The 24,110-nt window shown below is 41.8% G+C and carries 20 protein-coding genes; all 20 read right to left on the bottom strand.

Going from position 1 to position 24,110, the window contains the following annotated elements; translation table 11 throughout:
- Positions 1-321 precede the first annotated feature (321 nt).
- On the bottom strand, positions 322-4,635 hold the full coding sequence (locus ID12_RS12770; protein WP_050827266.1) for a PolC-type DNA polymerase III: 4,314 nt from the start codon (positions 4,633-4,635) through the stop codon (positions 322-324).
- 75 nt (positions 4,636-4,710) lie between these two features.
- The gene (locus tag ID12_RS12765; RefSeq protein ID WP_050827265.1) at positions 4,711-6,408 is read right to left on the bottom strand and encodes a proline--tRNA ligase; all 1,698 of its coding nucleotides are present in this window, start codon (positions 6,406-6,408) and stop codon (positions 4,711-4,713) included.
- An 80-nt stretch (positions 6,409-6,488) separates the two neighbouring features.
- Positions 6,489-7,754, bottom strand: coding sequence for an RIP metalloprotease RseP (rseP, locus tag ID12_RS12760; RefSeq protein WP_117590920.1), 1,266 nt, complete (start codon positions 7,752-7,754; stop codon positions 6,489-6,491).
- Positions 7,755-7,760: 6 nt separating this feature from the next.
- Positions 7,761-8,912: a 1-deoxy-D-xylulose-5-phosphate reductoisomerase gene (gene dxr, locus ID12_RS12755; protein ID WP_041090509.1), complete on the bottom strand. Its 1,152-nt coding sequence runs from the start codon at positions 8,910-8,912 to the stop codon at positions 7,761-7,763.
- Between the two features lie 39 nt (positions 8,913-8,951).
- A complete protein-coding gene (locus ID12_RS12750; RefSeq protein WP_007499550.1) occupies positions 8,952-9,746 on the bottom strand; it encodes a phosphatidate cytidylyltransferase in 795 nt (264 codons plus the stop codon).
- A 12-nt stretch (positions 9,747-9,758) separates the two neighbouring features.
- A complete protein-coding gene (locus tag ID12_RS12745; RefSeq protein WP_007499552.1) occupies positions 9,759-10,541 on the bottom strand; it encodes an undecaprenyl pyrophosphate synthase in 783 nt (260 codons plus the stop codon).
- Between the two features lie 129 nt (positions 10,542-10,670).
- Positions 10,671-11,228 (bottom strand): ribosome recycling factor, encoded by a 558-nt coding sequence (gene frr / locus ID12_RS12740; protein WP_008344764.1) that lies wholly within the window; start codon positions 11,226-11,228, stop codon positions 10,671-10,673.
- Between the two features lies 1 nt (position 11,229).
- Positions 11,230-11,952, bottom strand: coding sequence for a UMP kinase (gene pyrH / locus ID12_RS12735; RefSeq protein ID WP_008344767.1), 723 nt, complete (start codon positions 11,950-11,952; stop codon positions 11,230-11,232).
- A 134-nt stretch (positions 11,953-12,086) separates the two neighbouring features.
- A complete protein-coding gene (tsf, locus tag ID12_RS12730; RefSeq protein WP_007499558.1) occupies positions 12,087-12,968 on the bottom strand; it encodes a translation elongation factor Ts in 882 nt (293 codons plus the stop codon).
- A gap of 91 nt (positions 12,969-13,059) precedes the next feature.
- On the bottom strand, positions 13,060-13,794 hold the full coding sequence (gene rpsB / locus ID12_RS12725; protein ID WP_007499561.1) for a 30S ribosomal protein S2: 735 nt from the start codon (positions 13,792-13,794) through the stop codon (positions 13,060-13,062).
- Positions 13,795-13,949: 155 nt separating this feature from the next.
- A complete protein-coding gene (locus tag ID12_RS12720) occupies positions 13,950-14,489 on the bottom strand; it encodes a hypothetical protein (RefSeq protein WP_017367254.1) in 540 nt (179 codons plus the stop codon).
- Positions 14,490-14,510: 21 nt separating this feature from the next.
- Positions 14,511-15,278, bottom strand: coding sequence for a FliA/WhiG family RNA polymerase sigma factor (locus ID12_RS12715; RefSeq protein ID WP_007499565.1), 768 nt, complete (start codon positions 15,276-15,278; stop codon positions 14,511-14,513).
- 24 nt (positions 15,279-15,302) lie between these two features.
- Entirely contained in the window at positions 15,303-15,803 is a 501-nt protein-coding gene (locus ID12_RS12710) for a chemotaxis protein CheD (RefSeq protein WP_007499566.1), read from the bottom strand.
- Positions 15,803-16,429 carry a chemotaxis protein CheC gene (locus tag ID12_RS12705; protein ID WP_017367253.1) on the bottom strand — a complete coding sequence of 209 codons (627 nt, stop codon included), beginning with the start codon at positions 16,427-16,429 and terminating at the stop codon, positions 15,803-15,805. Before ID12_RS12705 ends, ID12_RS12710 begins: the two co-directional genes overlap by 1 nt.
- Before the next feature lie 12 nt (positions 16,430-16,441).
- Positions 16,442-16,903 (bottom strand): chemotaxis protein CheW, encoded by a 462-nt coding sequence (locus tag ID12_RS12700; RefSeq protein WP_008344771.1) that lies wholly within the window; start codon positions 16,901-16,903, stop codon positions 16,442-16,444.
- 24 nt (positions 16,904-16,927) lie between these two features.
- Positions 16,928-18,955: a chemotaxis protein CheA gene (locus ID12_RS12695; protein WP_017359080.1), complete on the bottom strand. Its 2,028-nt coding sequence runs from the start codon at positions 18,953-18,955 to the stop codon at positions 16,928-16,930.
- 5 nt (positions 18,956-18,960) lie between these two features.
- The gene (locus ID12_RS12690) at positions 18,961-20,043 is read right to left on the bottom strand and encodes a protein-glutamate methylesterase/protein-glutamine glutaminase (protein WP_008344775.1); all 1,083 of its coding nucleotides are present in this window, start codon (positions 20,041-20,043) and stop codon (positions 18,961-18,963) included.
- Positions 20,040-20,945: a MinD/ParA family protein gene (locus tag ID12_RS12685; protein ID WP_050827264.1), complete on the bottom strand. Its 906-nt coding sequence runs from the start codon at positions 20,943-20,945 to the stop codon at positions 20,040-20,042. Before ID12_RS12685 ends, ID12_RS12690 begins: the two co-directional genes overlap by 4 nt.
- Positions 20,942-22,060 (bottom strand): flagellar biosynthesis GTPase FlhF, encoded by a 1,119-nt coding sequence (gene flhF, locus ID12_RS12680; RefSeq protein ID WP_050827263.1) that lies wholly within the window; start codon positions 22,058-22,060, stop codon positions 20,942-20,944. The genes ID12_RS12685 and flhF overlap by 4 nt, the downstream gene beginning before the upstream one ends.
- Positions 22,060-24,093, bottom strand: a complete 2,034-nt coding sequence (gene flhA, locus ID12_RS12675; protein ID WP_008344782.1) for a flagellar biosynthesis protein FlhA — start codon at positions 24,091-24,093, stop codon at positions 22,060-22,062. Before flhA ends, flhF begins: the two co-directional genes overlap by 1 nt.
- Positions 24,094-24,110: the final 17 nt, after the last annotated feature.

The raw sequence follows: 24,110 nt of genomic DNA, 5'->3' as shown, positions 1-24,110 counted from the left end.
CGACGTTAAATCAAGATATATGAACCAACAAGAAAATAATTCCAGTTAAAATATTTTAGTTTACATAATAATTTTATTGTATATATAAAAAGAACGCCCTTTAAGGGCGCTCCAGATTGTTGACAAAGGGCTAAAATGAACTTTATTTTAGCCCTTTGTCTTCTTTTCAGCGTGATAGAAAACCTTTGCAGTCTAGGAAGGACGAGCACCGGAGCAGAGCGAATTTGACATTCGTGAGCACCGGAGCGCAGGACTGACAAAGAATGCGAGGGTTTGTCTACATGCTGAAACGCCCTTTAAGGGCGCTCTTCATTTTTCACATTAGAACAAAGAAAGCTGGTTTTGATCAGGAAGTGCTTCTAAGCAGCCTTGACGATCCAAATACTCAAGGATGGTCTTAGACACTTTTCCTCGTTTTTGTAAATCTTCTTTTGAAAGGAATTCACCATCTTGGCGTGCGCGTACAATATTTAACGCAACGTTTGTTCCGAGTCCAGGGATGGAGTTGAATGGCGGGATTAGCCCGTCTCCATCAATGATAAACTCAGTGGCACTTGATCGGTATAGGTCTACTTTTTTAAAGTGATAGCCTCTTTCACACATTTCAAGTGCAAGCTCTAGTACAGTTAATAGGTTCTTCTCTTTCGGTGATGCATCAAGACCTTTTGAGTTAATATCGTCCATGACCGCTCGAATCGCATTCGATCCTTTTGTCATCGTTTCGATATCAAAATCATCAGCACGAACGGTAAAATAAGCCGCATAGTACAGAAGTGCATGGTGCACCTTGAAATAAGCAATTCGAACGGCCATTAATACATAAGCAGCCGCGTGGGCTTTAGGGAACATGTATTTAATCTTTTTACAAGAATCAATGTACCAGTTCGGTACGTTATTATTCTTCATTTCTTCTTCCCATTCAGGAGGAAGTCCCTTCCCTTTACGAACAGATTCCATGATTTTAAAGGCAAGTGACGGCTCTAAACCTTGATAAATCAGATAGACCATAATATCATCACGACAGCCAATCACTTCGCTTAGTTCACACGTTTTATTATGAATCAGCTCTTGGGCGTTGCCGAGCCATACATCTGTACCGTGAGATAGACCAGAGATCTGAACAAGTTCCGAGAAGGTGGTCGGTTTTGTATCCTCAAGCATCTGACGAACAAACCTTGTGCCAAACTCTGGGATCCCAAGTGTTCCCGTTTTACATCCAATTTGTTCTTCTGTGACACCGAGAGGTTCCGTTCCTTGGAAGATTTTCATGACCTCAGGATCATCTGTCGGAATCGTTTTTGGATCAATTCCGCTCAAGTCCTGAAGCATCCGAATGACCGTTGGATCATCGTGTCCAAGAATATCTAGTTTCAGCAAGTTATCATGGATTGAATGGAAATCAAAATGTGTCGTTTTCCAATCAGAACCTGTCGCATCTGCTGGATATTGAATTGGTGAGAAATCGTAAATGTCCATATAATCCGGCACTACGATAATACCGCCTGGATGTTGGCCCGTTGTCCGTTTGACGCCCGTACAGCCCTGTACAAGCCGGTCAATTTCAGCACCTCTCATATGAAGGTTATGATCTCCTGCGTAGCCTTTCACATAACCATATGCCGTTTTTTCTGCAACGGTACCGATTGTACCTGCGCGGTATACATACTCTTCACCAAACAGCTCTTTCGTATAGTTATGGGCAATCGGCTGATATTCTCCTGAGAAGTTTAAGTCGATATCGGGCACTTTATCTCCTTTAAAACCTAAGAACGTTTCAAACGGAATATCGTGTCCGTCTTTTTTATACGGCGTCCCGCATTCAGGACAGTCTTTATCAGGAAGGTCAAATCCTGAGCCAACCGATCCATCATTAAAGAACTCAGAGTGCTTGCAACTTGGACATACATAGTGCGGCGCAAGCGGGTTCACTTCTGTAATCTCTGTTAATGTCGCAACGAGAGATGAACCAACTGACCCCCTTGAACCAACTAGATATCCATCATCAAGTGATTTCTTAACAAGCTTATGAGAAATTAAATAAATAACAGCGAAACCGTGACCAATAATACTCTTTAATTCTTTCTCAATCCGGTCTTCTACAATTTTCGGTAAATCGTCACCGTAGATGCCGCGAGCCATGTTATAGCTCATTTCCCGAATTTCTTCATCTGCACCTTCGATTTTTGGTGTATAAAGATCGTCTTTGATTGGTTTAATACTTTCGACCATCTCAGATACTTTTTGCGTATTCGTCACGACAATCTCTTTCGCCTTCTCGTCTCCAAGGAAAGAGAAGGCTTCTAGCATTTCATCAGTTGTTCTAAAATGAACTTTTGGCAGTTCATGACGATTGAGTGGATTCGCCCCGCCTTGTGATGAAATTAAGATTTTGCGATAAATTTTGTCTTCTGGATGCAGGTAGTGCACATTTCCAGTCGCCACGACTGGTTTATTCAGTTTTTCACCAAGTTTTACAATGTTTGTGATGATCTCTTTTAATGCACGTTCATCCCGAACAAGCTCCAGCTGGAGTAAATGCTGATACACTTCTGGCGGATGAACTTCTAAATAGTCGTAAAATGCAGCAATGTCTTCTACCTCATCAGGTGACTTCTGCATCATCCCTTCAAACACTTCACCCTTATCACAAGCAGACCCAACAATTAAACCTTCTCGATATTTCTCAAGCTGTGAGCGCGGGATACGCGGCACGCGGTAGAAATAATGAATATGAGAAAGTGAAACAAGCTTAAATAAATTCTTTAGACCCGTCTCATTTTGTGCAATCACCGTTGCATGGTAAGGACGTGAGCGCTGATACGCATTGGACTGCCCCATGTTTTCGTTCAATTGATCGTGGTAGGCAATCTCTTTTTCAGCCGCATCTTTTAGCATCTTCAGCATGAGGTACCCAGTTGCTTCTGCATCATAAATCGCCCGGTGATGCTGCGTGAGTTCAATATCGAACTTTTTACACAGCGTGTTCAGCCGGTGATTTTTAAATTCAGGATAAAGGAATCGGCCGAGTTCTAGTGTATCAATGACAGGGTTTGACGCTTTATCTGTTTTTAACAGTCGCTTATATGCTGCATTTAAAAAGCCCATATCAAAGCTCGCATTGTGAGCAACAAGGATATCTTGTCCAATCCACTCTTTGAAATCCCGAACAACATCGACCACATCTGGTGCATCTCTCACCATATCATCCGTGATACCGGTTAGTTCAATGGTTGTGGCTGATAACGGATGATGAGGGTTTGCAAATGCCTCAAAGCGGTCAATGATTTCCCCGCCTTTGATTTTCACGGCTGCAAGCTCAATGATCGTATCATACACAGCAGAGAGTCCTGTTGTCTCAACATCAAATACGACAAACGTCGCATCTTCTAACAAGCGGTGCTCTGGATTATACGCAATCGGTACCCCGTCATCGACTAAATTGATTTCCACCCCGTACATCATTTTGATGCCATGCTTTTTACTTGCTGCATACGCATCTGGAAAGGATTGTACAACGGCGTGATCTGTCAGGGCAATGGCCTCATGCCCCCATTTTTTTGCTTGTTCAACAAGTTTACCGATGCCAGTGACAGCATCCATCTGGCTCATTGGCGAATGCAAATGAAGCTCAACACGCTTTTCTCCCTCTGGTGCAGTATCTTCTTTCAGCTGAGGTTTCATTTCATTGACGTCATTTGCGATCATGACAAGATCTCTCACAAACGTATCGTTTTGAATGCTTCCTCTTGCTTTGACCCACATCCCTTTTTTCAAGGATTTCATGAGCTGAGCATCTTCTTTTTCTCTCGCAAACATTTTGATCAAAATACTATTCGTATAATCGGTAATTTTAAAGATACAAAGGGTTCTGCCGCTTTTTAGTTCGCGCGTTTCTGCATCGAACACATACCCTTGGACGGTGATTCGTCTTTCTTCGTCCATAATACTATCAAGCGTACGTATTTCTTCATTGTCTTTGATTTGATAGCCAATCATCAGAGGGCCAGAAGGAGCTTCCTCTTGATCCTCACTTTCCTTCTTCTCCATCTCAACAAGGGCTTGCATGGCTCTTTCTTGATCTTCAGCAAGTTTTTGTTCTCTGAACTTCTGAATCTCTTGATCTGATACAAAAATTTCTGTATCAAATTGAAGTTCTGGAAAACCAACTTGTTTAAATGCAGCCTGAAGCATTGGGCTATATTTCTTCTTGATGGCTAGAGCCTCAGTTTCGCTTTTTGTTTTGATGATGATCTTATGTCCAGACAGGGCTGGTTTTTGCTGTTGAAGCAAGCTGATGATTGGGGGAGAAATCCCTTGAAGCTCTTCCACACAATGGGACCAATACGATTGAACGAGCTCTTCAGATATGTGCGGATCATTGACTTCAATCGTACAAGTAACTTGTGCAATATGAGAAAATGCATTTGTCAGCCTGCTTAAAAACATTGCATATACTTGGTAAGGCAAAAGCGCCTTAAATTTAAAATGGAAATGCCACGTTTTTGCCGCCTTATGCACCGTCAATTTGACGATCTCGCCTTCTTCAAAGTAACGACTGAGGTCATCATCTGTCATTTGAATCTGATTGAGTAATATATGAAATTGCCGCCGGGTAATCGGTAATTGTTCATCCAAGACAGGACCCTCCTTTTGCAAATCAGAAAGGTACCTCTTTTTTGCAGGAGGTACCTTCATTTTTTTGTTCGTTTTTTATGCTTGGCGTATAAATGAAATCAGTTCATCAACAGATACTTCGTGTGATTCACCTGATTTTCTGAATTTCACTTCGACAATACCTTCTTCTGAACGTTTCCCGCAGCTAATGCGAATTGGCAGTCCAATTAAGTCACTGTCGGCAAATTTAACGCCTGCACGCTCTTGGCGGTCATCGAAAAGGACATCATAGCCCTCTTCCTGTAAACGCTCATACAGCGTTTCAGCCAGTTCCTTTTGTGCATCGTTTTTCATATTTAAGGCAAGTAGATGAAGATCATATGGCGCAACTGTTTCTGGCCAAATAATCCCCTTGTCATCATGATGCTGTTCAACAATCGCAGAAAGAGTTCTAGAAATTCCGATGCCATAGCAGCCCATGATCATTGGCTGCGCACGTCCATTTTCATCGAGGTATGTTGCATCCATTGCCTCTGAATAACGCGTGCCTAGTTTAAAGACTTGTCCTACTTCAATTCCTTTTGCGAACTGGATTGTGCCTTCACCATCTGGAGAAACGTCTCCTTCTTGAATCAAGCGAAGATCTGTATATTCCTTCACTGACAGATCACGAGCAGGATTAACATTGACATAGTGATAATCCGATTCATTTGCACCTACAACTGCGTTTGTCATTCCTTTTACAGCGTGGTCTGCATAAATCGTTACTTCCGCTTCAAGCTTCACTGGTCCAACAAATCCTGGTTCTGTTCCGATCACGTCTAGTACTTCCTCACGTGAAGCAAGCTCAACAAGCTGTGCTCCAACTAAGTTTTTCACTTTCACATCATTTACTTCATGATCGCCTCTTGTCAGGACAAGTACATACGCATCGTCCGCTTTAAACAAGACAGATTTGATACATGTAGAAGGAGCGACTTCTAAGAATGCCGCAACATCTTGTATCGTCTTTACCTGCGGCGTGTGTACTTTCTCAAGTTCTTTGAAGTCCGCAGGGTTTGCTTCTTCTCCGTGATACACAGCCTCAGCCATTTCAATGTTCGCAGCGTAGGAAGATGTGTCAGAGTATGCGATTGTATCTTCTCCTACTTCTGACAGCGCCATAAACTCATGTGTATCTTTTCCTCCCATTGCCCCAGAATCGGCAATGACGGGTCTAAAGTTAAGACCTACTTTTGAAAAGACATTCGAGTAAGCTGTAAACATCTTGTTGTATGTGTCATCAAGGCTCTCTGGTGAAGAGTGGAATGAATAGGCGTCCTTCATAATAAATTCACGTCCGCGCAATAACCCAAAGCGAGGTCTTTGTTCATCACGGAATTTAGATTGGATTTGATACAGTGTCAAAGGAAGCTTTTTATACGATTTGACTTCACTGCGTACGAGTGATGTGATCACTTCTTCGTGTGTTGGGCCAAGTGCAAACTCGCGGCCGTGGCGATCTTTCATACGCATGAGTTCTGGACCGTATGTATACCATCTTCCTGACTCTTGCCACATTTCTGCTTGCTGCAGCACTGGCATTAACAGCTCAGCTGCTCCCGCCTTTTCCATTTCCTTGCGAACAATGGCTTGAATGTGCTGAATCACTTTATGTGCTAAAGGCAGGTAATGATAGATACCGCTCGTGTTTTGTCTAATAAATCCAGCTCTTACTAATAGCTGATGACTTTTTGCCTCAGCATCTGCCGGCACCTCTCGAAGAGTTGGAATGAAAGTCAGGGATTGTCTCATGTCGTTACACCTCATTTAAGAAATAGGACTTCTCACAAAAACTCTTGTTTCCCAGAATGAGAAACAAGAGACAATGGTTTTTATAAAAATAATCGCTGGATGTCATTCCATGTCACTACTAGCATTAATAGCATGAGGAACGCAACACCAATGAAGACAACAAGTGCCTCTTTCTCACGATTAATTGGTTTGCCGCGAATGGCTTCAACGAATAGGAAAAGTAATCTTCCTCCGTCTAATGCAGGAATCGGTAATAAATTCACGATCCCTAAGTTGATACTAAGAAACGCAGCAAACTGCATTAATGTTAACACACCTTGTTTCGCTACTTCTCCTGTCATGTCATATATTCCAACAGGACCTGCAAGCATATCTAATGAAAATTGTCCTGTGACAATCTTTTGCAAGTTCGTTAAGATGAGACCTGCTGTAGATATCACTGTAGTGCCTGAGGATGAAATGACTTTGAGAAAGCCATTTTCCGTTGGCGGATAAGAGCCAAAACGGCCAATGGTTTTTCCTTCGGCCTTCACAGCTTCCGGTACAACTTGAATGGTGCTTTCTTTGCCATCTCGGTCAATGACGACATTCATTTTTTTATCTGGGTTCTTTTGAACCGTTTGAACAACATCTGTCCAAGAATTCATTTTATCCCCATTAATTGAAACGATATGATCTCCCTGCATAAGCCCAGCTTGCGCTGCCTGGCCGTCTTTTGTCAGCTTACCAAGTACAGGATCATCCACGGTTACACCTTGAATAAATCCTAAAGCCACTAGAATCACATATGCCAAGATAAAGTTCATAATCGGTCCAGCTGCAATGGCTTTAATACGCTGCCATACTGTTTTTGAACCAAACTGACGGTTGTATGGCGCAATTTGAATTTCTTCACCATCTGCAATATAGAAGCTTGTTTGGCTTACATTGTAGCCAGTCAGGATGTCTTCATTTCCAGCCTCATATCCTGAAATTCTCATCGCATGATCTAAATCAATTTGTTCAACTTCAATGACAAGTGCATCAGGATATTTCTCTTTATCATTTAAAATGATTTTTTCTACTTCATTTTGCTCATTGAATAAGAGCCCCACTGTATGACCCGGTTTAATTTCAATGACTTCAGGATCTTCTCCAGCCATTTTAACAAATCCGCCGATTGGCAGAAGTCTGATGGTATAGACGGTTTCTTTTCGTTTAAAGGAGAAAATCTTCGGTCCAAAACCAATTGCGAACTCGCGGCATAAAATGCCTGCGCGCTGCGCCATAATTAAATGGCCAAGCTCGTGGAAAAAAACGAGCGTTCCAAAAATAATAATAAACGCAATCACTGTATTCACGAACATACCACCTTATGCGAGGATTGATTGAACAAAGTCTCGTGTATCTTTGTCCACTTCATGGATATCTTGCAAACTAGGCGTTGAAATCACATGATGTCTGTTCAGTGCCTTTTCAATCAATTCTTCAATTTGCAGGAACGTTACTTTGCCTTTTAAAAATGCATCAACAGCTATTTCATTGGCTGCATTAAGCACAGTAGGCATTGTCCCTCCTATTTTACCTGATTCATAAGCAAAATGTAAGCAGCGATACCTGTCAAAATCCGCTTTTTGGAAATTTAATTGTCCAATCTCCCAAAGGTTTAATGATTTCGCTTCTTTTAATGGCGCTCTATCAGGGTAAGTGAGCGCGTATTGAATCGGAACCCTCATGTCAGGTGTACCTAACTGAGCCATGACACTTTTGTCATGGAATTCCACCATGGAATGGATGATGCTCTCTTTATGTAACAGCACATCAATTTGATCGTATGGGATATCAAACAGCCAATGCGCCTCAATCACCTCAAGCCCCTTATTCATCATGGTCGCTGAATCGATCGTGATTTTTGCGCCCATAGACCAGTTCGGATGATTCAGCGCTTCTTCAACCGTTACACCTTCAAGCTCCGTGCGTTTTTTATCTCGGAAACTGCCGCCTGAAGCTGTGACGATTAAGCGTTCAATGTTTTTAGCTTGTTCACCTTGCAGGGATTGAAAAATAGCGGAGTGTTCACTATCGACAGGAAGTAAAGGCACGTCATACTTTTTGGCGTACTCTTTTACTATATGACCAGCTGTCACAAGTGTTTCCTTATTTGCAAGTGCGATCGTCTTTTTTTGTTCAATGGCTTTTAATGTCGGCACAAGTCCGACACTCCCTACCAGTGCATTGACCACAACATCCACTGCATCATAGGTCGCTGCTTCGATGTTCGCTTCATCACCCGCAGCAATTTTAACATCGTATTGAAATGAATGACCTTTTAACGTGCGATAGGTCGCTTCGTCTACACATCCAACAAATTCAGGCTGAAATTGTTCAATGATAGGGATGGCCTTGTCTATATTTCTGCCAAACGTCATCGCTTTCAACTTGAATTTGTCTGGATGCTGCCTGATCACATCTAATGTTTGTTCTCCGATTGATCCTGTTGCGCCTAATAGCGAAATATATTTCAAATTGCCACTCCTTCTCTCGTTCAATTAGTTTCTATGAGGTTAGCTAGCAAACGTGGCCAGCAATAAATATAAAAACGGCAGAACGAATAAAAAGCTGTCAAACCTGTCCAAAATTCCGCCATGACCTGGGAGTATTGTCCCTGAATCCTTCACATGGTAATGACGCTTTAAAGCAGATTCCACAAGGTCGCCAAGCTGTCCAAAAATACTGAGCAAAAGAGTAATAAACATAACAAGCAGATATGATGGCAAAAATCCTGTAACCGCCTGGAACACAAGTGACAGCACGACCGCTGTGACGATTCCGCCGATAAATCCTTCTACTGTTTTGTTTGGGCTGATCTCTGGCCAAAGCTTTCGTTTCCCCATAGATTTCCCAATAAAATAGGCACCTGAGTCAGTGGACCAAATAATCACCGCTGCGAAGAAGATCGCACTCATGCCATACAAGCCTCTAATTTGAATAAAATAATAGAAACTAACGCCAATATATAATGTGGCTAATATAACAAAAGCAACCTCATCGAATGTGAAAGAGTTTTTGCTCAGAACTGTATAAGTTAAAAGGATTAAGACTGCAAATAAAGCAATCTGCATTTTTGATGCGTCTACGTTCGGGAAGAAGCTATTTTCTCCGCCCATTAAAAGCCAAAGCAATATTAAGCTGACAATGCCAGGAAAGCTGAAAATCGAAATCTTTTTCATTCTAAGGAGCTCAAAGAGAGCGACACTTCCCATTAAATAAATCAGCAGGGTAAATGGCATTTGTCCATAAATCACTGCAAGTAAAAACACTGCAGCTGCCAGAACACCCGTCAAAATTCTTTGTTTCATCTGCACCACCCTCTAAATTCCACCGAACCTCCGGCCGCGGCGCTGGTACTCTCCGATAGCGCCTATGAGATGCTCATCAGAAAAGTCAGGCCAAAGCACATCCGTAAAGACAAACTCGCTGTATGCAATTTGCCAAAGCATAAAGTTGCTTAATCTAATTTCTCCACTCGTACGAATAAGCAAATCCGGATCTTGAAGAGATTCTGTCATTAAATAAGCTGAAAACATCTCTTCTGTGATGTCTTCTGCTCGAAGCTTGCCTTCTTTGACTTTTTCAGAAATTTGTCTGCATGCAGAAATAATTTCTGTCCGTCCTCCATAATTGAGCGCAAAATTTAAAATGAGTCCGTCATTATTCGCCGTACTCTTCACTGCGTTCTCTACCGCTTTTTTCGTATGCTGCGGGAGGCCGTCTGGATCACCTGTTAAACGTACACGGACATTTTCCTCGATGAGTTCAGGCAGATAGATGTTTAGAAACTCTTCAGGAAGCTTCATTAAAAAGTCTACTTCTAGTTTTGGACGTTTCCAATTTTCTGTAGAGAAAGCATACAAAGTCAGCACTTTGACATTCAGCTCATTTGCAAGCTTGGTCATGCGCTTGACAACTTTCATACCTTCATGATGTCCTGCTACCCGTGGAAGCGCACGTTTCTTCGCCCATCTTCCATTCCCATCCATGATAATGGCGATATGTTCAGGAATTTCTCCATTTAATATGTCTTCTTTTGTCAGGCTTTCTAAGTTGGAAGCTGCTGTTTGCTGATTCTTCCAATTTTTGAGTATATTGAGCATGAGATTCCTCCATCACCCAAAAAGGTTGCGTTCCCGCTAATAATATAGTCCTCAACAGTATTAACAAAAAAACCCCCTGTAAACATGAAGAGGGTCTTTTCACTATTATCTATTGTACATAGTTTTTTCTTAAACTTCCATGATTTCTTTTTCTTTATCTTTTGTCACTTCATCAATTTTAGCGACATATTCATCTGTCAATTTTTGAACATCCTCTGTAGATGATCTTAATTCATCTTCAGTGATCTCCCCATTTTTCTCTAGCTTTTTCAATTCATCGTTTGCATCACGACGAACGTTACGAACAGCTACTTTTGCTTCTTCTGAGTATTTTCTCACAACTTTTACAAGTTCTTTACGTCTTTCTTCTGTTAGTGCTGGGATCGCAATACGGATCACGTTTCCGTCACTTGTTGGTGTGATACCAAGATCAGACTTTTGGATCGCCTTTTCGATATCACCGATCGCTGTTTTATCGTAAGGTGTGATAATCAGCATACGTGCTTCTGGCACTGTAATTGACGCAATTTGGTTTAGTGGTGTTTGCGCACCATAGTAATCCACTGTTACTTTGTCTAAAAGGGAAGCATTAGCTCTGCCCGCACGGACAGTTGCTAGTTCACGTCCGTATGCTTGAACGGCTTTTTCCATTTTTTCTTTTGTTTGGTTCAACACTTCTTTTGACACGTTATTTCCCCCTCACGATCGTTCCGATTGATTCGCCATTGACGGCACGTTTAATATTTCCTTCTTCCATAATAGAGAAGACGATTAATGGAATGTCATTGTCCATACATAATGAGGACGCAGTAGAATCCATTACAGCAAGCCCTTCTTTTAGTACATCAAGATATGAAAGCTTATCATATTTTACTGCATCCGCATCTGTACGAGGATCAGCACTGTAGACACCGTCTACATTGTTTTTCGCCATTAAAATGACATCTGCTTCAATTTCAGCTGCACGAAGTGCTGCTGTTGTATCAGTAGAGAAATAAGGGTTACCAGTACCTGCAGCAAAAATCACGACACGTTTCTTCTCAAGGTGGCGGATCGCTTTTCTTCTTATGTATGGCTCTGCAACCTGTCTCATTTCGATAGAGGTTTGTACTCTAGACTGAATGCCAAGCGTTTCTAGGCTGTCTTGTAATGCCAATGAATTCATCACTGTTGCAAGCATCCCCATATAGTCTGCTGTTGCCCGGTCCATTCCTAAGTCACTGCCTGTCTTACCACGCCAAAGGTTTCCTCCACCTACAACGACTGCAACTTCAACATCAAGTTCTGCAATTTCTTTTACTTGCTTTGCAATTGATTGAATGACAGTTGGGTTAATTCCATTTCCAGCATCACCAGCTAGTGCTTCTCCACTTAGCTTCAGTACAATGCGATTATATTTCGGTTTGCTCATGATAACCTCCAAGTGTAAACTATACCGTCTCTTATTATGCGTAAGAAACCGTCTTTTGTAAATCAATATCCTCTAAAAAATAGGGAACACAGTGCTTGTGCTCCCTAAAAAAGCCCCAGAGAGCTTTTCAAACATTATTTTTTCACTTGGCTCATAACTTCTTCAGCAAAGTTGTCTTGACGCTTTTCGATACCTTCGCCCACTTCATAGCGAACATAAGTTTGAACAGTTGCGTTTTTCGCACCTACAACTTGTTTCACTTTTTCATCTGGGTTTTTAACGAATGCTTGGTCAAGTAAGCAAATTTCTTCGAAGAATTTGTTTAGACGGCCTTCTACCATTTTAGCAACGATATTTTCAGGCTTTCCTTCTTGAAGCGCTTGTTGTGTTAATACTTCACGCTCACGGTTTGCTTCTTCTTCAGACACTTGGTCACGAGAAATGTATTTAGGGTTTACAGCAGCAACGTGCATTGCGATGTCTCTCGCAAGCTCTTCATCAGTTGTTCCGTTAAGAACCGCTAATACACCGATGCGTCCGCCCATGTGTAAGTAAGAACCGAATGCAGCGTTATCTTCTTTTGTGATGACTGAGAAACGGCGCAGCGTAATTTTTTCTCCGATTTTCGCAATTGCAGAAGTAATATGTTCTTCAACTGTTGAACCATTTTCCATTTTAGAAGCATGTGCTTCTTCAATTGTTGCAGGTTTCGCAGCAAGTAAATGATCAGCAAGTTCGTTAAGAAGATTTTGGAATCCTTCGTTTTTCGCAACGAAATCAGTCTCAGAGTTCACTTCTAGGATAACGCCAGTGTTGCCGTCAGTTTTAATAAGAGTTAATCCTTCTGCCGCAATACGGTCTGCTTTTTTCGCAGCTTTTGCGATCCCTTTTTCTCTTAGAAGATCGATTGCTTTATCGATGTCACCATCAGTTTCTGTTAACGCTTTTTTACAGTCCATCATACCTGCACCAGTTTTTTGACGCAGTTCTTTTACTAATTGAGCAGTAATTGCCATTTTACATTTCCTCCTTCTATGTTAAAACACGGATTACTAGGTGAAAAAAAGGTGATAAAAGGCAGTTCCCTCTTATCACCTTTTGAATAGGTTACGCAGTTGTTGTTTCAGTTTCTGTCGTTTCTTCTACAACAGCTTCTTCTTCGCCTTGTTTAGACTCAAGAATCGCATCTGCCATTTTAGCAGTTAGAAGTTTTACAGCACGGATTGCATCATCGTTTGCAGGGATCACAACATCAATTTCGTCTGGATCACAGTTTGTGTCAACGATACCGATAATTGGGATATTCAATTTACGAGCTTCTGCAACTGCAATACGCTCTTTACGAGGGTCGATAATGAAAAGTGCATCTGGAAGACCCTTCATGTCTTTGATTCCGCCTAGGAATTTTTCAAGACGTTCTAATTCTTTTTTCAGTTGAACGACTTCTTTCTTAGGAAGAACTTCGAACGTACCGTTTTCTTGCATTTTTTCAATATCTTTTAAACGTTTGATACGTTTTTGGATTGTTTCAAAGTTTGTTAACGTTCCACCAAGCCAGCGTTGGTTTACATAGAACATACCAGAACGGATTGCTTCTTCTTTCACTGAATCTTGTGCTTGCTTTTTCGTACCAACGAAAAGAATTTTTCCTCCGTCAGCAGCAAGGTTTTTCGTGAAGTTGTAAGCTTCCTCTACTTTTTTCACCGTTTTTTGAAGATCGATGATGTAGATACCGTTACGCTCTGTAAAGATGTAACGCTTCATTTTTGGGTTCCAACGGCGTGTTTGGTGACCGAAGTGAACACCAGCTTCTAGCAATTGTTTCATAGAAATAACTGACATGTTGTTGCCTCCTAATATAATGGTTTTTTTTCCTCCGCTTAAGTCATGTTCACATAAAACTGCGCCACGGCAGCACCTTCATACGAATCATTAAGCGTGTGTATTTAACACCAAGAAATAATATAACACATGATGGACTGACAATCAAGAATCCTTTACAGCTTTCCGCTAAATTTTAATAAAAGCTCGATTTCTGTCTTGCCCGTTTTTAATTCTTTCGCTATTTCTTCTAATGATAGCCCTTGATCATATAAGGCCTTTACTTGATCCTCAAATGTTTCTTCTATTTCACTTTCAGAAGGCACAGAAGCTTCTGTTTCAAGACTTGAAACGGGTTCGTTTACCTTCTCTTCCTGCACCTCAACTTCGCTAAGGAGAGCCGACAGGTGCTCTGGAACTGGATCTTCACTTTCTACCGATTGCTGGGATTCAATTGGTGGTTGTGGTTGCTTTGGTGTCTGAAGATCCGATTTCAGCTCTTCAGCAGAAAAATCAGGGGAAGTGGCTGCAGCTTTTGATAGTTTTTCATTCTCTTCTTTGACTTCCATCAAAAATGCAGCCAGGGTATTTTCCGTTTCTTCTAAAAGCTCTCGCTGCTTTTGTTCTGTTGCCTTCAGCGAATTCATTCTCGTGTATAAAATGATCACAAAATAAATAAGTGCAGCATGAAGCATAAAGCTAATCAGCCATAGCATATTTTTTCACTCACTAACTCTTTAAGATTGAATGGCTTTATCAAGCAGATGCTTAAGCTTGAACAATGCCTTTGAATGAATTTGCGAAATGCGAGAGGTCGATAAATTAAGCACTTGACCGATTTCCGTTAACGTCAATTCCTCTTTATAGAAAAGACTAATCACAAGCTTTTCTTTTTCCGAAAGCTCTGTCATTTTTTCGGCAAGCTGTTCAATTAATTCATCTTTCAGCATTTTTTCTTCAGGTGTCACAGTCTTTTCGTCACGAATCATGACTTGAACGTTTTCTCCGTCTTCTTGATCATGCAGCTTCTCATCAATCGAGAGCAAATTCGCAAAGAACCCTTCATTCATCGTTGTGACCACATCTTGTTCACTCATGCCGAGTTCTTCAGCAACCTCTGTTGGTGTCACATTTCGCAAATATCGCTGTTCAAGCTTTTCAATTGCCGCTTCTACTTTTTTTGTTTTTTCTCTTGATGTACGAGGCAGCCAGTCCTCTTTACGAAGACCGTCGATGATGGCCCCACGAATTCTGAAGGATGCATATGTATCAAACTTCAGATCTCTTCCGGGGTCAAATTTTTCAAGGGCATCATATAAACCGAGCATCCCTAGACTGATCAAGTCTTCTTTGTGCACTGACTTCGGGAGACCGATGGAAATTCTTCCAACATGATATGTGACGAGCGGCATATAGCGGCGCATAAGATCATCTCCAGCAGCTGGGTCCTTCCACTCTTTCCATCTAGCCCATAGCGCCTGATCTTCGTAATTTAAGGATTGCATCTTTCTCCCCCTATACTTCCTTAGTTATATCTTCATAATGCCTTGTTTCACAGTGCGGATCTCAAGTTCTGTTGTAAGCGGATCGAATTCAATCGTGCGTCCATTGTTCCCGCCCGTGTCCTCACTAATGATCGGGATATGATGAAGAGACAGATGTTCTTTCACAGCTGATACATTTCTAGGTCCAATTCTCATCAGATCATTGGTTGACTTAAATTTAAACATTTCTGCGCCGCCAGCAAGCTTCGCTTTTAGCGCATGTTTGCGTGCTCCTTCTTTTAAGAGCAGATCAATTGTATGCTTGACACCTGTATCTGCATACTTAGCCAAGTTCTCTACCGCTCCTTTTGAAAGAGAGGAGTCTGGAAGCATGACATGGACAAGTCCTGCCAGTTTTTTTTCTTGGTCAAAAAGGACAAGTCCTACGCAAGAACCAAGACCGGATGTCCGAATACGGTCCGGTGTTTTCACAAGCTGAACATCCGCTATACCAACCTTTACAACTGCCGGAATCTGCACGTTCATTATAGGTTACCTAATGCTTTGAACAGTTTTTCAAACGATTCAAAGTCTGGTAATAGAAACATATTTCCTTTCAGCTCTTGCTTATTTTGATCATCAAAAATCGATGTATCAATCACAATTGCCTGATCGCCGAGAGGACTAAACTGCATTAACCCTTCACTAATGACAGCCCCGAACATATCGAGCGTGACATCTGGAACACTTGGGTGAAGCTGCAGTTTTGTTAAATCGGCAAGTGCTGATAAATAAGAACCTGCTAAAATATTTCCTAGCTCATGAAGCGCTGATGTTCCTAGCATGTGTTCATGAATCGTATCAATATCAAATGCTGGGTCCTGAACAAGCTCCCTTACAAATTGTTCAGCTTGTTCAAACGGCATAATGAAAAAGATTGAACCGGTAAGATCACCCTCCATTCGCAAAAAGATACTGGCAACTGGAAGGTCTGCTCCACCAAAGAAATCCATTAAATCTTCAAACGAGAGAACTTTGACAAAAGGAACAGCCATATCAATTTTGCGATTCAATAGGCTGGCAAGAGCAGACGCTGCATGGCCTGCTCCGATATTCCCAACCTCACTTAATATATCTAGCTGTTCATCTTTAATTTCATTGAAAATGCTCATTTCACATCCCCCTTAATGAACAGGTGCATCTTGCACGCTCTTGTCGAGGACCGCACCAGCATGAATGATATTGAATAGACGCTGATCATGCTTAATAATTCCTGTCACCCATGACAGTCCTTCTTTTTCAGCTGAATCAGTAGAAGATTCTACCTCTTCCTGATGGACAGTAATGACATCATTTGCTTCATCAACAATCCAGCCGACTTCAATGTCACCAACTTGTACAATAATCATTCTTGTTTCGTCTGTAATCTCGTTGTCAGTTGATCCAAGTCTCACTCTAAGGTCAATGACAGGTGTCACGACACCGCGTAGATTAATGACACCGCATATATAAGGGGCAACGCCAGGAACTCTTGTCGGCTGCTGCCATTTTTCAATGGACTTTACTTCTGATACTGAAATGGCGTATTCTTTTTTGTTTACGATAAACACAATCATCTTTTCGCCAGTTTTGATATCTGTACTCATTTCAGACCGCTCCTCTATTGTTTTTTACTTGATCAGTGCATTACAGTCAACGATGAGTGCAACCTGACCGTCACCTAAGATTGTTGCGCCTGATATCGCAAATACGTTTGGTAGGTAATCTCCAAGTGATTTTAATACGACCTCTTGCTGACCGATAAACGAATCGACCACAAATGCTGTTAGCTTGTCTCCTTTACGGACAACAATAATGTGCAGTTCTTCTTCTAAATCATTCGCATTTGGTACGTTGAACTGTTTCTTCAAGTACACAACCGGTACGATAAATCCGCGGAAATCAATGACTTCACGATCATGCGTTTGAAGGATGTCACTCTTCTTAATGACAGCCGTTTCTATAATAGAAGAAATCGGAATAGCAAATGTTTCTTCCTCTAGTTTCACAAGAAGTACGGAAATGATCGATAATGTGAGTGGAAGCTGAATTGAGAAAAGTGAGCCTTGACCTTCTGTTGAGTTAATACTCACAGAACCACCTAATGATTCCAGCTTGTTTTTCACAACGTCAAGACCTACACCTCGGCCCGAGATATCAGAAATCGTATCAGCTGTAGAGAACCCTGCTGCAAAGATCAATGAATCAATTTGGTGATCTTCAAGTGTTTCCGCTTCTCTTTCCGTAATAACTCCGCGCTCTAATGCTTTTTCAAGGACCTTTTTACGGTTAATCCCGCCGCCATCATCTTCTACTTCAATGAAGACATGGTTTCCGCTATGATACGCTTTTAATAGAACGGTTCCTTTTTCTGGTTTGCCTTTTTTCACACGTTCTTCTGGTGATTCAATCCCGTGATCGAGACTGTTTCTAAGTAAGTGTAAGAGCGGATCGCCAATTTCATCGATCACTGTTCGATCAAGCTCTGTCTCAGCACCTTCAATGATCAGTTCAATTTTCTTATTGAGCTCTTTCGTCAATTGACGAATCATACGTGGGAATCTGTTAAACACCGTTTCTACAGGTACCATTCTCATGTTCAAGATGATCGATTGCAGGTCGCCAGAAATACGGGACATTCTTTCCACTGTATCCGTGAGTTCGTTGTTTTCAAGTTCTTTGGCAATCTGTTCTAAACGTCCTCTATCTATGACAAGCTCTTCAAACAGGTTCATAAGTGAATCTAGACGATCGATGTTGACACGGATCGTTTTCGTTCCGCCGGCAGCTGCACCGTTATTGCCATTTGCTTTTGGCGCATCGTTTGCTGGCGCTTTAGTGGCAGGAACTGTGGCTTCTTCATTTTTCTGCTCAGGTTTCGCTGCTTTTGTTTCAGCCGGAGCCGCTTCTTCAAAGGCAGAGACTTCAGAAATCTCCACTTGTTCAACCTCTGAGATCGCTGTCACGATTTTTTTCACTTCTTCCATCGGCTGTTTCGATAAGTAAGAAATGCTGAATTCAGATTCAAAATCTTCTGATTCTAAAAGTTCTGCATTCGGAACCGTTTTGACAACTTCTCCTGCTTCGTTCAGTCTTTCAAAAATCATATAGACACGAACGGCTTTTAATAAGCATGCGTCGCTTAATGTCACGGTCAGCTCATAACATTTAAAGCCTTGTTCTCTTGCTTCATCAAGAACTGTACGCTCAAATTCGTTATAATTTAGGTCGCTTGCAGCTGATGATGCTTCAGCTGTCTCAACGGCAGATGCTGTTTCTGCATGGCTTCCTGTCACATCTAGTTTTTTACTAATCTCCGTGACATCACGTTTTCCATCCCCGCCCTCTGCAATCGATTGAACCATTGCTTCAAGGTGATCGAGTGCTTCAAACATCGTATCCATTGATTCAGGAGTGACAATCATTTGTTCGTTTCTGATGGCATCAAACATGTTTTCTAAATGATGTGTTAATTGAGCCATATCATCATAGCCCATCGTTGCACTCATGCCTTTCAGTGTATGAGCGGCTCTGAATATATCATTCACTAGCTGCAAGTCTGTTGGGTTCTTTTCTAATTCAAGAAGTTTTTCATTACAAGTTTGTAAGTGTTCTCTGCTTTCATCTAAAAAGATATCTAAGTATTGGTTTACATCCAACGTGTTCACGCCCTCTCTTTTTTCATGGAGCTTATAATTGCATGTGCGATGTCATCCACATGCCTTGTTTCATGTGCAAGGCCTGCTTTAATGACTGATTTAGGCATTCCGAAAACAACACATGATTCTTCTTTTTCTGCAATGACTTTTGTATGACCGCTTGCGACCATTTTTTTGACACCTTCTGTGCCGTCACTACCCATTCCTGTCATAATGACAGCGATTTTCTCGTAACCTTTTATGTTGCTGATGGATTCAAATAAATAGTTAACAGAAGGTTTGTGACGGCTGTCAGTGTCTTCTGGGGACAGCCTGATCACTAAAGCTGCCCCTTGTTCATGAAGTGACATATTCAATCCACCAGGAGCTATGTAAGCCACTCCATTTTTAGCGATGTCTCCATCTTGAGCTTCTTTGATTGTAATTTGTGATAAATGATCTAATCTAGTAGCCAGCGATGCCGTAAATCCTGCCGGCATATGCTGCACAATCAAAATCGGCGCCTCTATGTCTTTTGGCAGCTTCGTGACGACTCGTTGAAGCGCCCTAGGCCCTCCCGTAGAAGTTCCGATTGAAATAATCTTTCGGAGTGATGAGCCGCTTCTTACTTCTTGCAGGCGGGGAGCGGCCGCTGGAATTGGACTTGGCGGCTTCATGAACGGCTTAGGAGAAACTTGTTTCTCAGTACGTTTTCTAGACAGGCCTGCCGCAAGTACCCGCTCTACAATTTGACCTCTTACTTTGTGTAAATCGAGCGAAATACTTCCTGAAGGCTTTGTCACAAAGTCAAAAGCACCGAGTTCTAAGCAATGGATGGTTAATTCCTTCCCTTGCTTCGTCTGGCTTGACACCATAATCACAGCAAGGTCGTGTTCAGCCAGAATTTGTTTTAATGCTTCTGTTCCATTTAGAACAGGCATTTCCACATCAAGTGTGACAACATCTGGATTCAATTCCTTAATCCGTTTTAAGGCATCTTCTCCATTTCGCGCCGTTCCGACGACTTCAATTTCTTGCTCGGCACTTAGGAAATCACTGATGAGTTTTCTCATAAAAGCCGAGTCATCTACTACAAGCACTCTAATCATAAGTCCACTTTCCTCCTTTTAAAAAAAGAGGACAACTTATCTATAAACGTATGCTGCTCTCTCTGTGCCTCTCTTATCTGCTGATGATAAAGTGTTTCAGCCAACATTTTAATGGTTTTACTTAGCCTTGAATGAGGCTGTTTCATATAAAATGGTATTTGTTCAGTGACTGCTTTAGGAACAGCAGGATCATCAGGTACCGCACCAGCAAACACAAGCTTTCGGTGTAGAAATGACGTCACCACTCCCGCTAATTTCCGGTACGTTTCAGATCCTTCCGAAGGGGTTTTACACCGGTTGACAATGATTTGAACAGACTGTTCAAACTGATGAATGGCTAAGTGCTTAATTGCGCTGTATGCATCCATGATGGATGTTGGTTCTGGCGTTGTCACAACGACCACCTCACCTGCCGATAAGACAAAAGGGAGTTGATCTTTTGACAAGCCTGCACCCATATCAAAGAATATACAGTCAAAGTCATTCAATATTTTCTCCATCTCTTCTAAAAAGAACGACCATTGATCTTTGTCTAAAGAAAACAGCTGTTCAAGCCCGCTTCCGCCAGAAATGTAATACAGATTGTCCGTTCCTTTTGTCATAGCCGCTTGGAAGGATTTTTTTCTAACAAGCACGTCTAATATAGAGCTGGTCGATGTTTTCCCTAGTAAAATATCAATATTCCCCATGCCAAAGTCGAGGTCGATGATGAGCACTTGCTTGCCCGTACTTGCGATAGACAGTGCCATATTCAGCGTCAAATTCGATTTACCTACTCCGCCTTTACCGCTCATGACAGCAATGGTTTTCGCCTGTCCATTCGCACGAAGAGAGTTCGGTACAATCAGTTGATTCTGCTGAACAAGCTTTCTTAAACCTTCGGCTTGGTCAGGCTTCATCATTGTAAGACCATCCTTGTCAAATCAAGGGGGGAACTCTCAAGAATATCCTCAGGCACATTTTGGCCATTTGTTAAAAACCCTAGCCCGATTTGAGATTCTGCAATGATTTGAAAGATCGTTCCCATCGTGTCTGTTTCATCAACTTTTGTGAAAATAAATTGATCGATTGGAACATGTTCAAATCGATTGACCATAGCTCTCATATCCTGATACTTCGACGTCGCACTCATGACAAGAAAGCTTTGAATGCTTTCATCAAATGGAATGATATCCGTCAGCTCTTTGATGTACGCCTCTTCTTTAAAGTTACGGCCTGCTGTATCAATGAAAATATGATCATAGTCTTTAAAGGTCTGCTGTGCTTTCACAAAGTCCTCTCTTGAATAACAAACTTCAAGAGGTGCATTCAGCAGTTCAGCATATGTTTTTAGTTGTTCAATCGCTGCAATCCGGTACGTATCTGTTGTGATAAAAGCAATTTTCTTTTGCTGCTGAATGGCTGTTTTCGCAGCAAGCTTTGCAATCGTTGTGGTTTTACCAGCACCAGTTGAACCAAACAACACAATGTATGTTGAACGAATCATCGGCTCATCAGAAGTGTGAGCTGGTAGCATACCTGTGAGCAGTTTTTCAAGTTCTTTTTCAATCTGATCTTCTTTCACAGCACCCTTTGTTAAAAGACCCTTTAAGCATTCATCTCGAATCTCATCATCAAGACCTTGATCTTTTAGCTTTTGATCAATCTTCATGAGAGAATCCGGCAAGATCCCAGCATGTCGCTCGTTTCTTGCATATTCTAAAGGCTGAGAATGAGAAGGCGCTGCTTTAACTGCTTGAGTGGCAGCCGACAGCTCTTGCGTAAGATGTTGAATCTGCTCCTTTTTCGGTAAAACCGGGATAGGCGCAGCTGCTGGTTGTAATCCTTTACCGGCTCTTTCTTCAAAATCTTGATCCAGCACTGCAATCACTTCGACCATTTGCTGTTTCTTTAAACCGAACAGCTTTCGTTTGACAACGGTTTTCGAATTTAATATGACGGCATCCTTCCCAAGCTGCTGCCTGATTTGGATCGTTGCCTCCTGCATAGAATTCGCTGTGATTTTTTTCATTTTCATTAGATATCCACCACTCCGATGCTCTGTACTTCCACATTTGCTTCTAGTTCGTTATAAGATAGTACCGGTAAATCTGGGAAATATCTTTCTAACAACTGTTTGACGTACATTCTTATAGGAGGTGAGCATAATAGAACCGGCGTTTCCTGACGAAGCGAAAGCTGTTCAATTTCTCTCGCCACTGATTGAATCACACTTTCAGAGGATTCTGGATCTAACGATAAGTAGTTCCCATGCTCTGTTTGCTGCACGCTGTCTGCAATCACCTTTTCGACTCGGCCTGAGCATGTCACGACTTTCAGTGATTCATTTTCTCTTGCATACTGTGCAGTAATCTGTCTTGCAAGTGCCTGTCTAACATACTCTGTTAGCAAGTCTGTATCAGTCGTTAATTTTCCGTAGTCTGCAAGGGTCTCAAAAATGGTCACAAGGTTTCGAATGGAGACCTTTTCTTTCAGAAGTTTTGCAAGTACTTTTTGGATATCCCCGACTGCTAGTGGATTCGGTGTTACCTCATCTACTAGAACTGGATAACTTTCTTTCAGATGATCGATTAATTGCTTCGTTTCTTGGCGTCCAAGCAGTTCGTGGGTATTTTGTCTAATCTTCTCTGTGATGTGTGTAGACACAACAGATGCTGGATCGACCACTGTATACCCAAGCATTTCAGCCTGATCTTTTTCTGCTTCTGATATCCATTTTGCCGGCAGACCAAAGGATGGTTCGATTGTTTCAATTCCTTCAATCGGATCATCATCAGGCGTTGGGGACATCGCTAAGTAATGATCAAGCAGCAGCTCTCCTTTTGCCACTTCGTTCCCTTTTATTTTGAGCCTGTATTCATTCGGGTTCAGCGCAATGTTGTCTCGAATACGGACAACTGGAATGACAAGACCTAGTTCAAGAGCAAGCTGCCTTCTGATCATCACAATTCGGTCTAGCAGGTCTCCGCCTTGATTGGCATCTGCAAGTGGAATCAACCCGTAGCCAAATTCAAATTCAATGGCATCCATTTGCAGGAGATGAATGACACTTTCTGGACTTTTCATCTCTTCTACCTCTGCCTGTTCTTCCAGTACTTCTTCAATCTCTTCTTGATCCTGTTTGTTTTTCGACATCATGTACGCACCGAGTGCAAGTAAACCTGCGATCGGCCCTGTCAAAAGTACGCCAATTGGCGTAAACAATCCAAGCAGGAAGATCGTGCCTGCTGTGACGTAAAGCATGGCAGGGAAGGCAAAGAGCTGACCCGTAATGTCTGAACCAAGGTTTCCGTTAGAAGCCGCTCTCGTGACAACAATCCCTGTCGCTGTTGAGATGAGAAGTGCAGGGATTTGCGACACAATTCCGTCCCCTACTGTTAAAAGAGTAAAGTGGGAAGCTGATTCTTGAATCGACATTCCTTGCTGAATCATCCCAATAATGATGCCAAAAATAATATTGATAATAACGATGATAATACCTGCGATGGCATCCCCTTTAACGAACTTACTTGCACCATCCATCGCACCATAAAAGTCTGCTTCTCTTGCTACTTTTTCACGGCGGTTTCTAGCTTCACTTTCTGTCAGCATTCCTGCATTCAAATCTGCGTCAATACTCATTTGTTTACCTGGCATCGCGTCGAGTGTAAATCTGGCCGCAACCTCTGATACACGCTCCGCCCCTTTGGTGATGACAATAAATTGAATAATGATCAGAATAAGGAAGACAACCAGACCAACGAGTATATTGCCCCCAACAACAAATGATCCAAACGTTTCTACAACCTTACCAGCATCTCCAGTTGATAAAATAGAACGGGTTGTAGAGATGTTAAGCCCTAAACGAAACAGTGTTAAGAGCAAAAGCAAAGACGGAAAAATGGAAAATTGCAGTGGTTCTTGCATGTTCATTGTGGTGAGAAGCACGATAAGCGCAAGAGAAATATTAATAATGATTAAAATACTTAATAGGATGGGCGGAAACGGTATGACCAGCATCGCCACGATTAAAATAACACTGAATAAAACAGATAAATCTCTTGCTGACATGCCTGTTCTCTCCTTTT

Source organism: Bacillus altitudinis (genome assembly GCF_001191605.1).
GTDB lineage: Bacteria > Bacillota > Bacilli > Bacillales > Bacillaceae > Bacillus > Bacillus altitudinis.
Note: the sequence above shows the minus strand (reverse complement) of the source record. Positions and strands in the feature narration are given on the sequence as shown.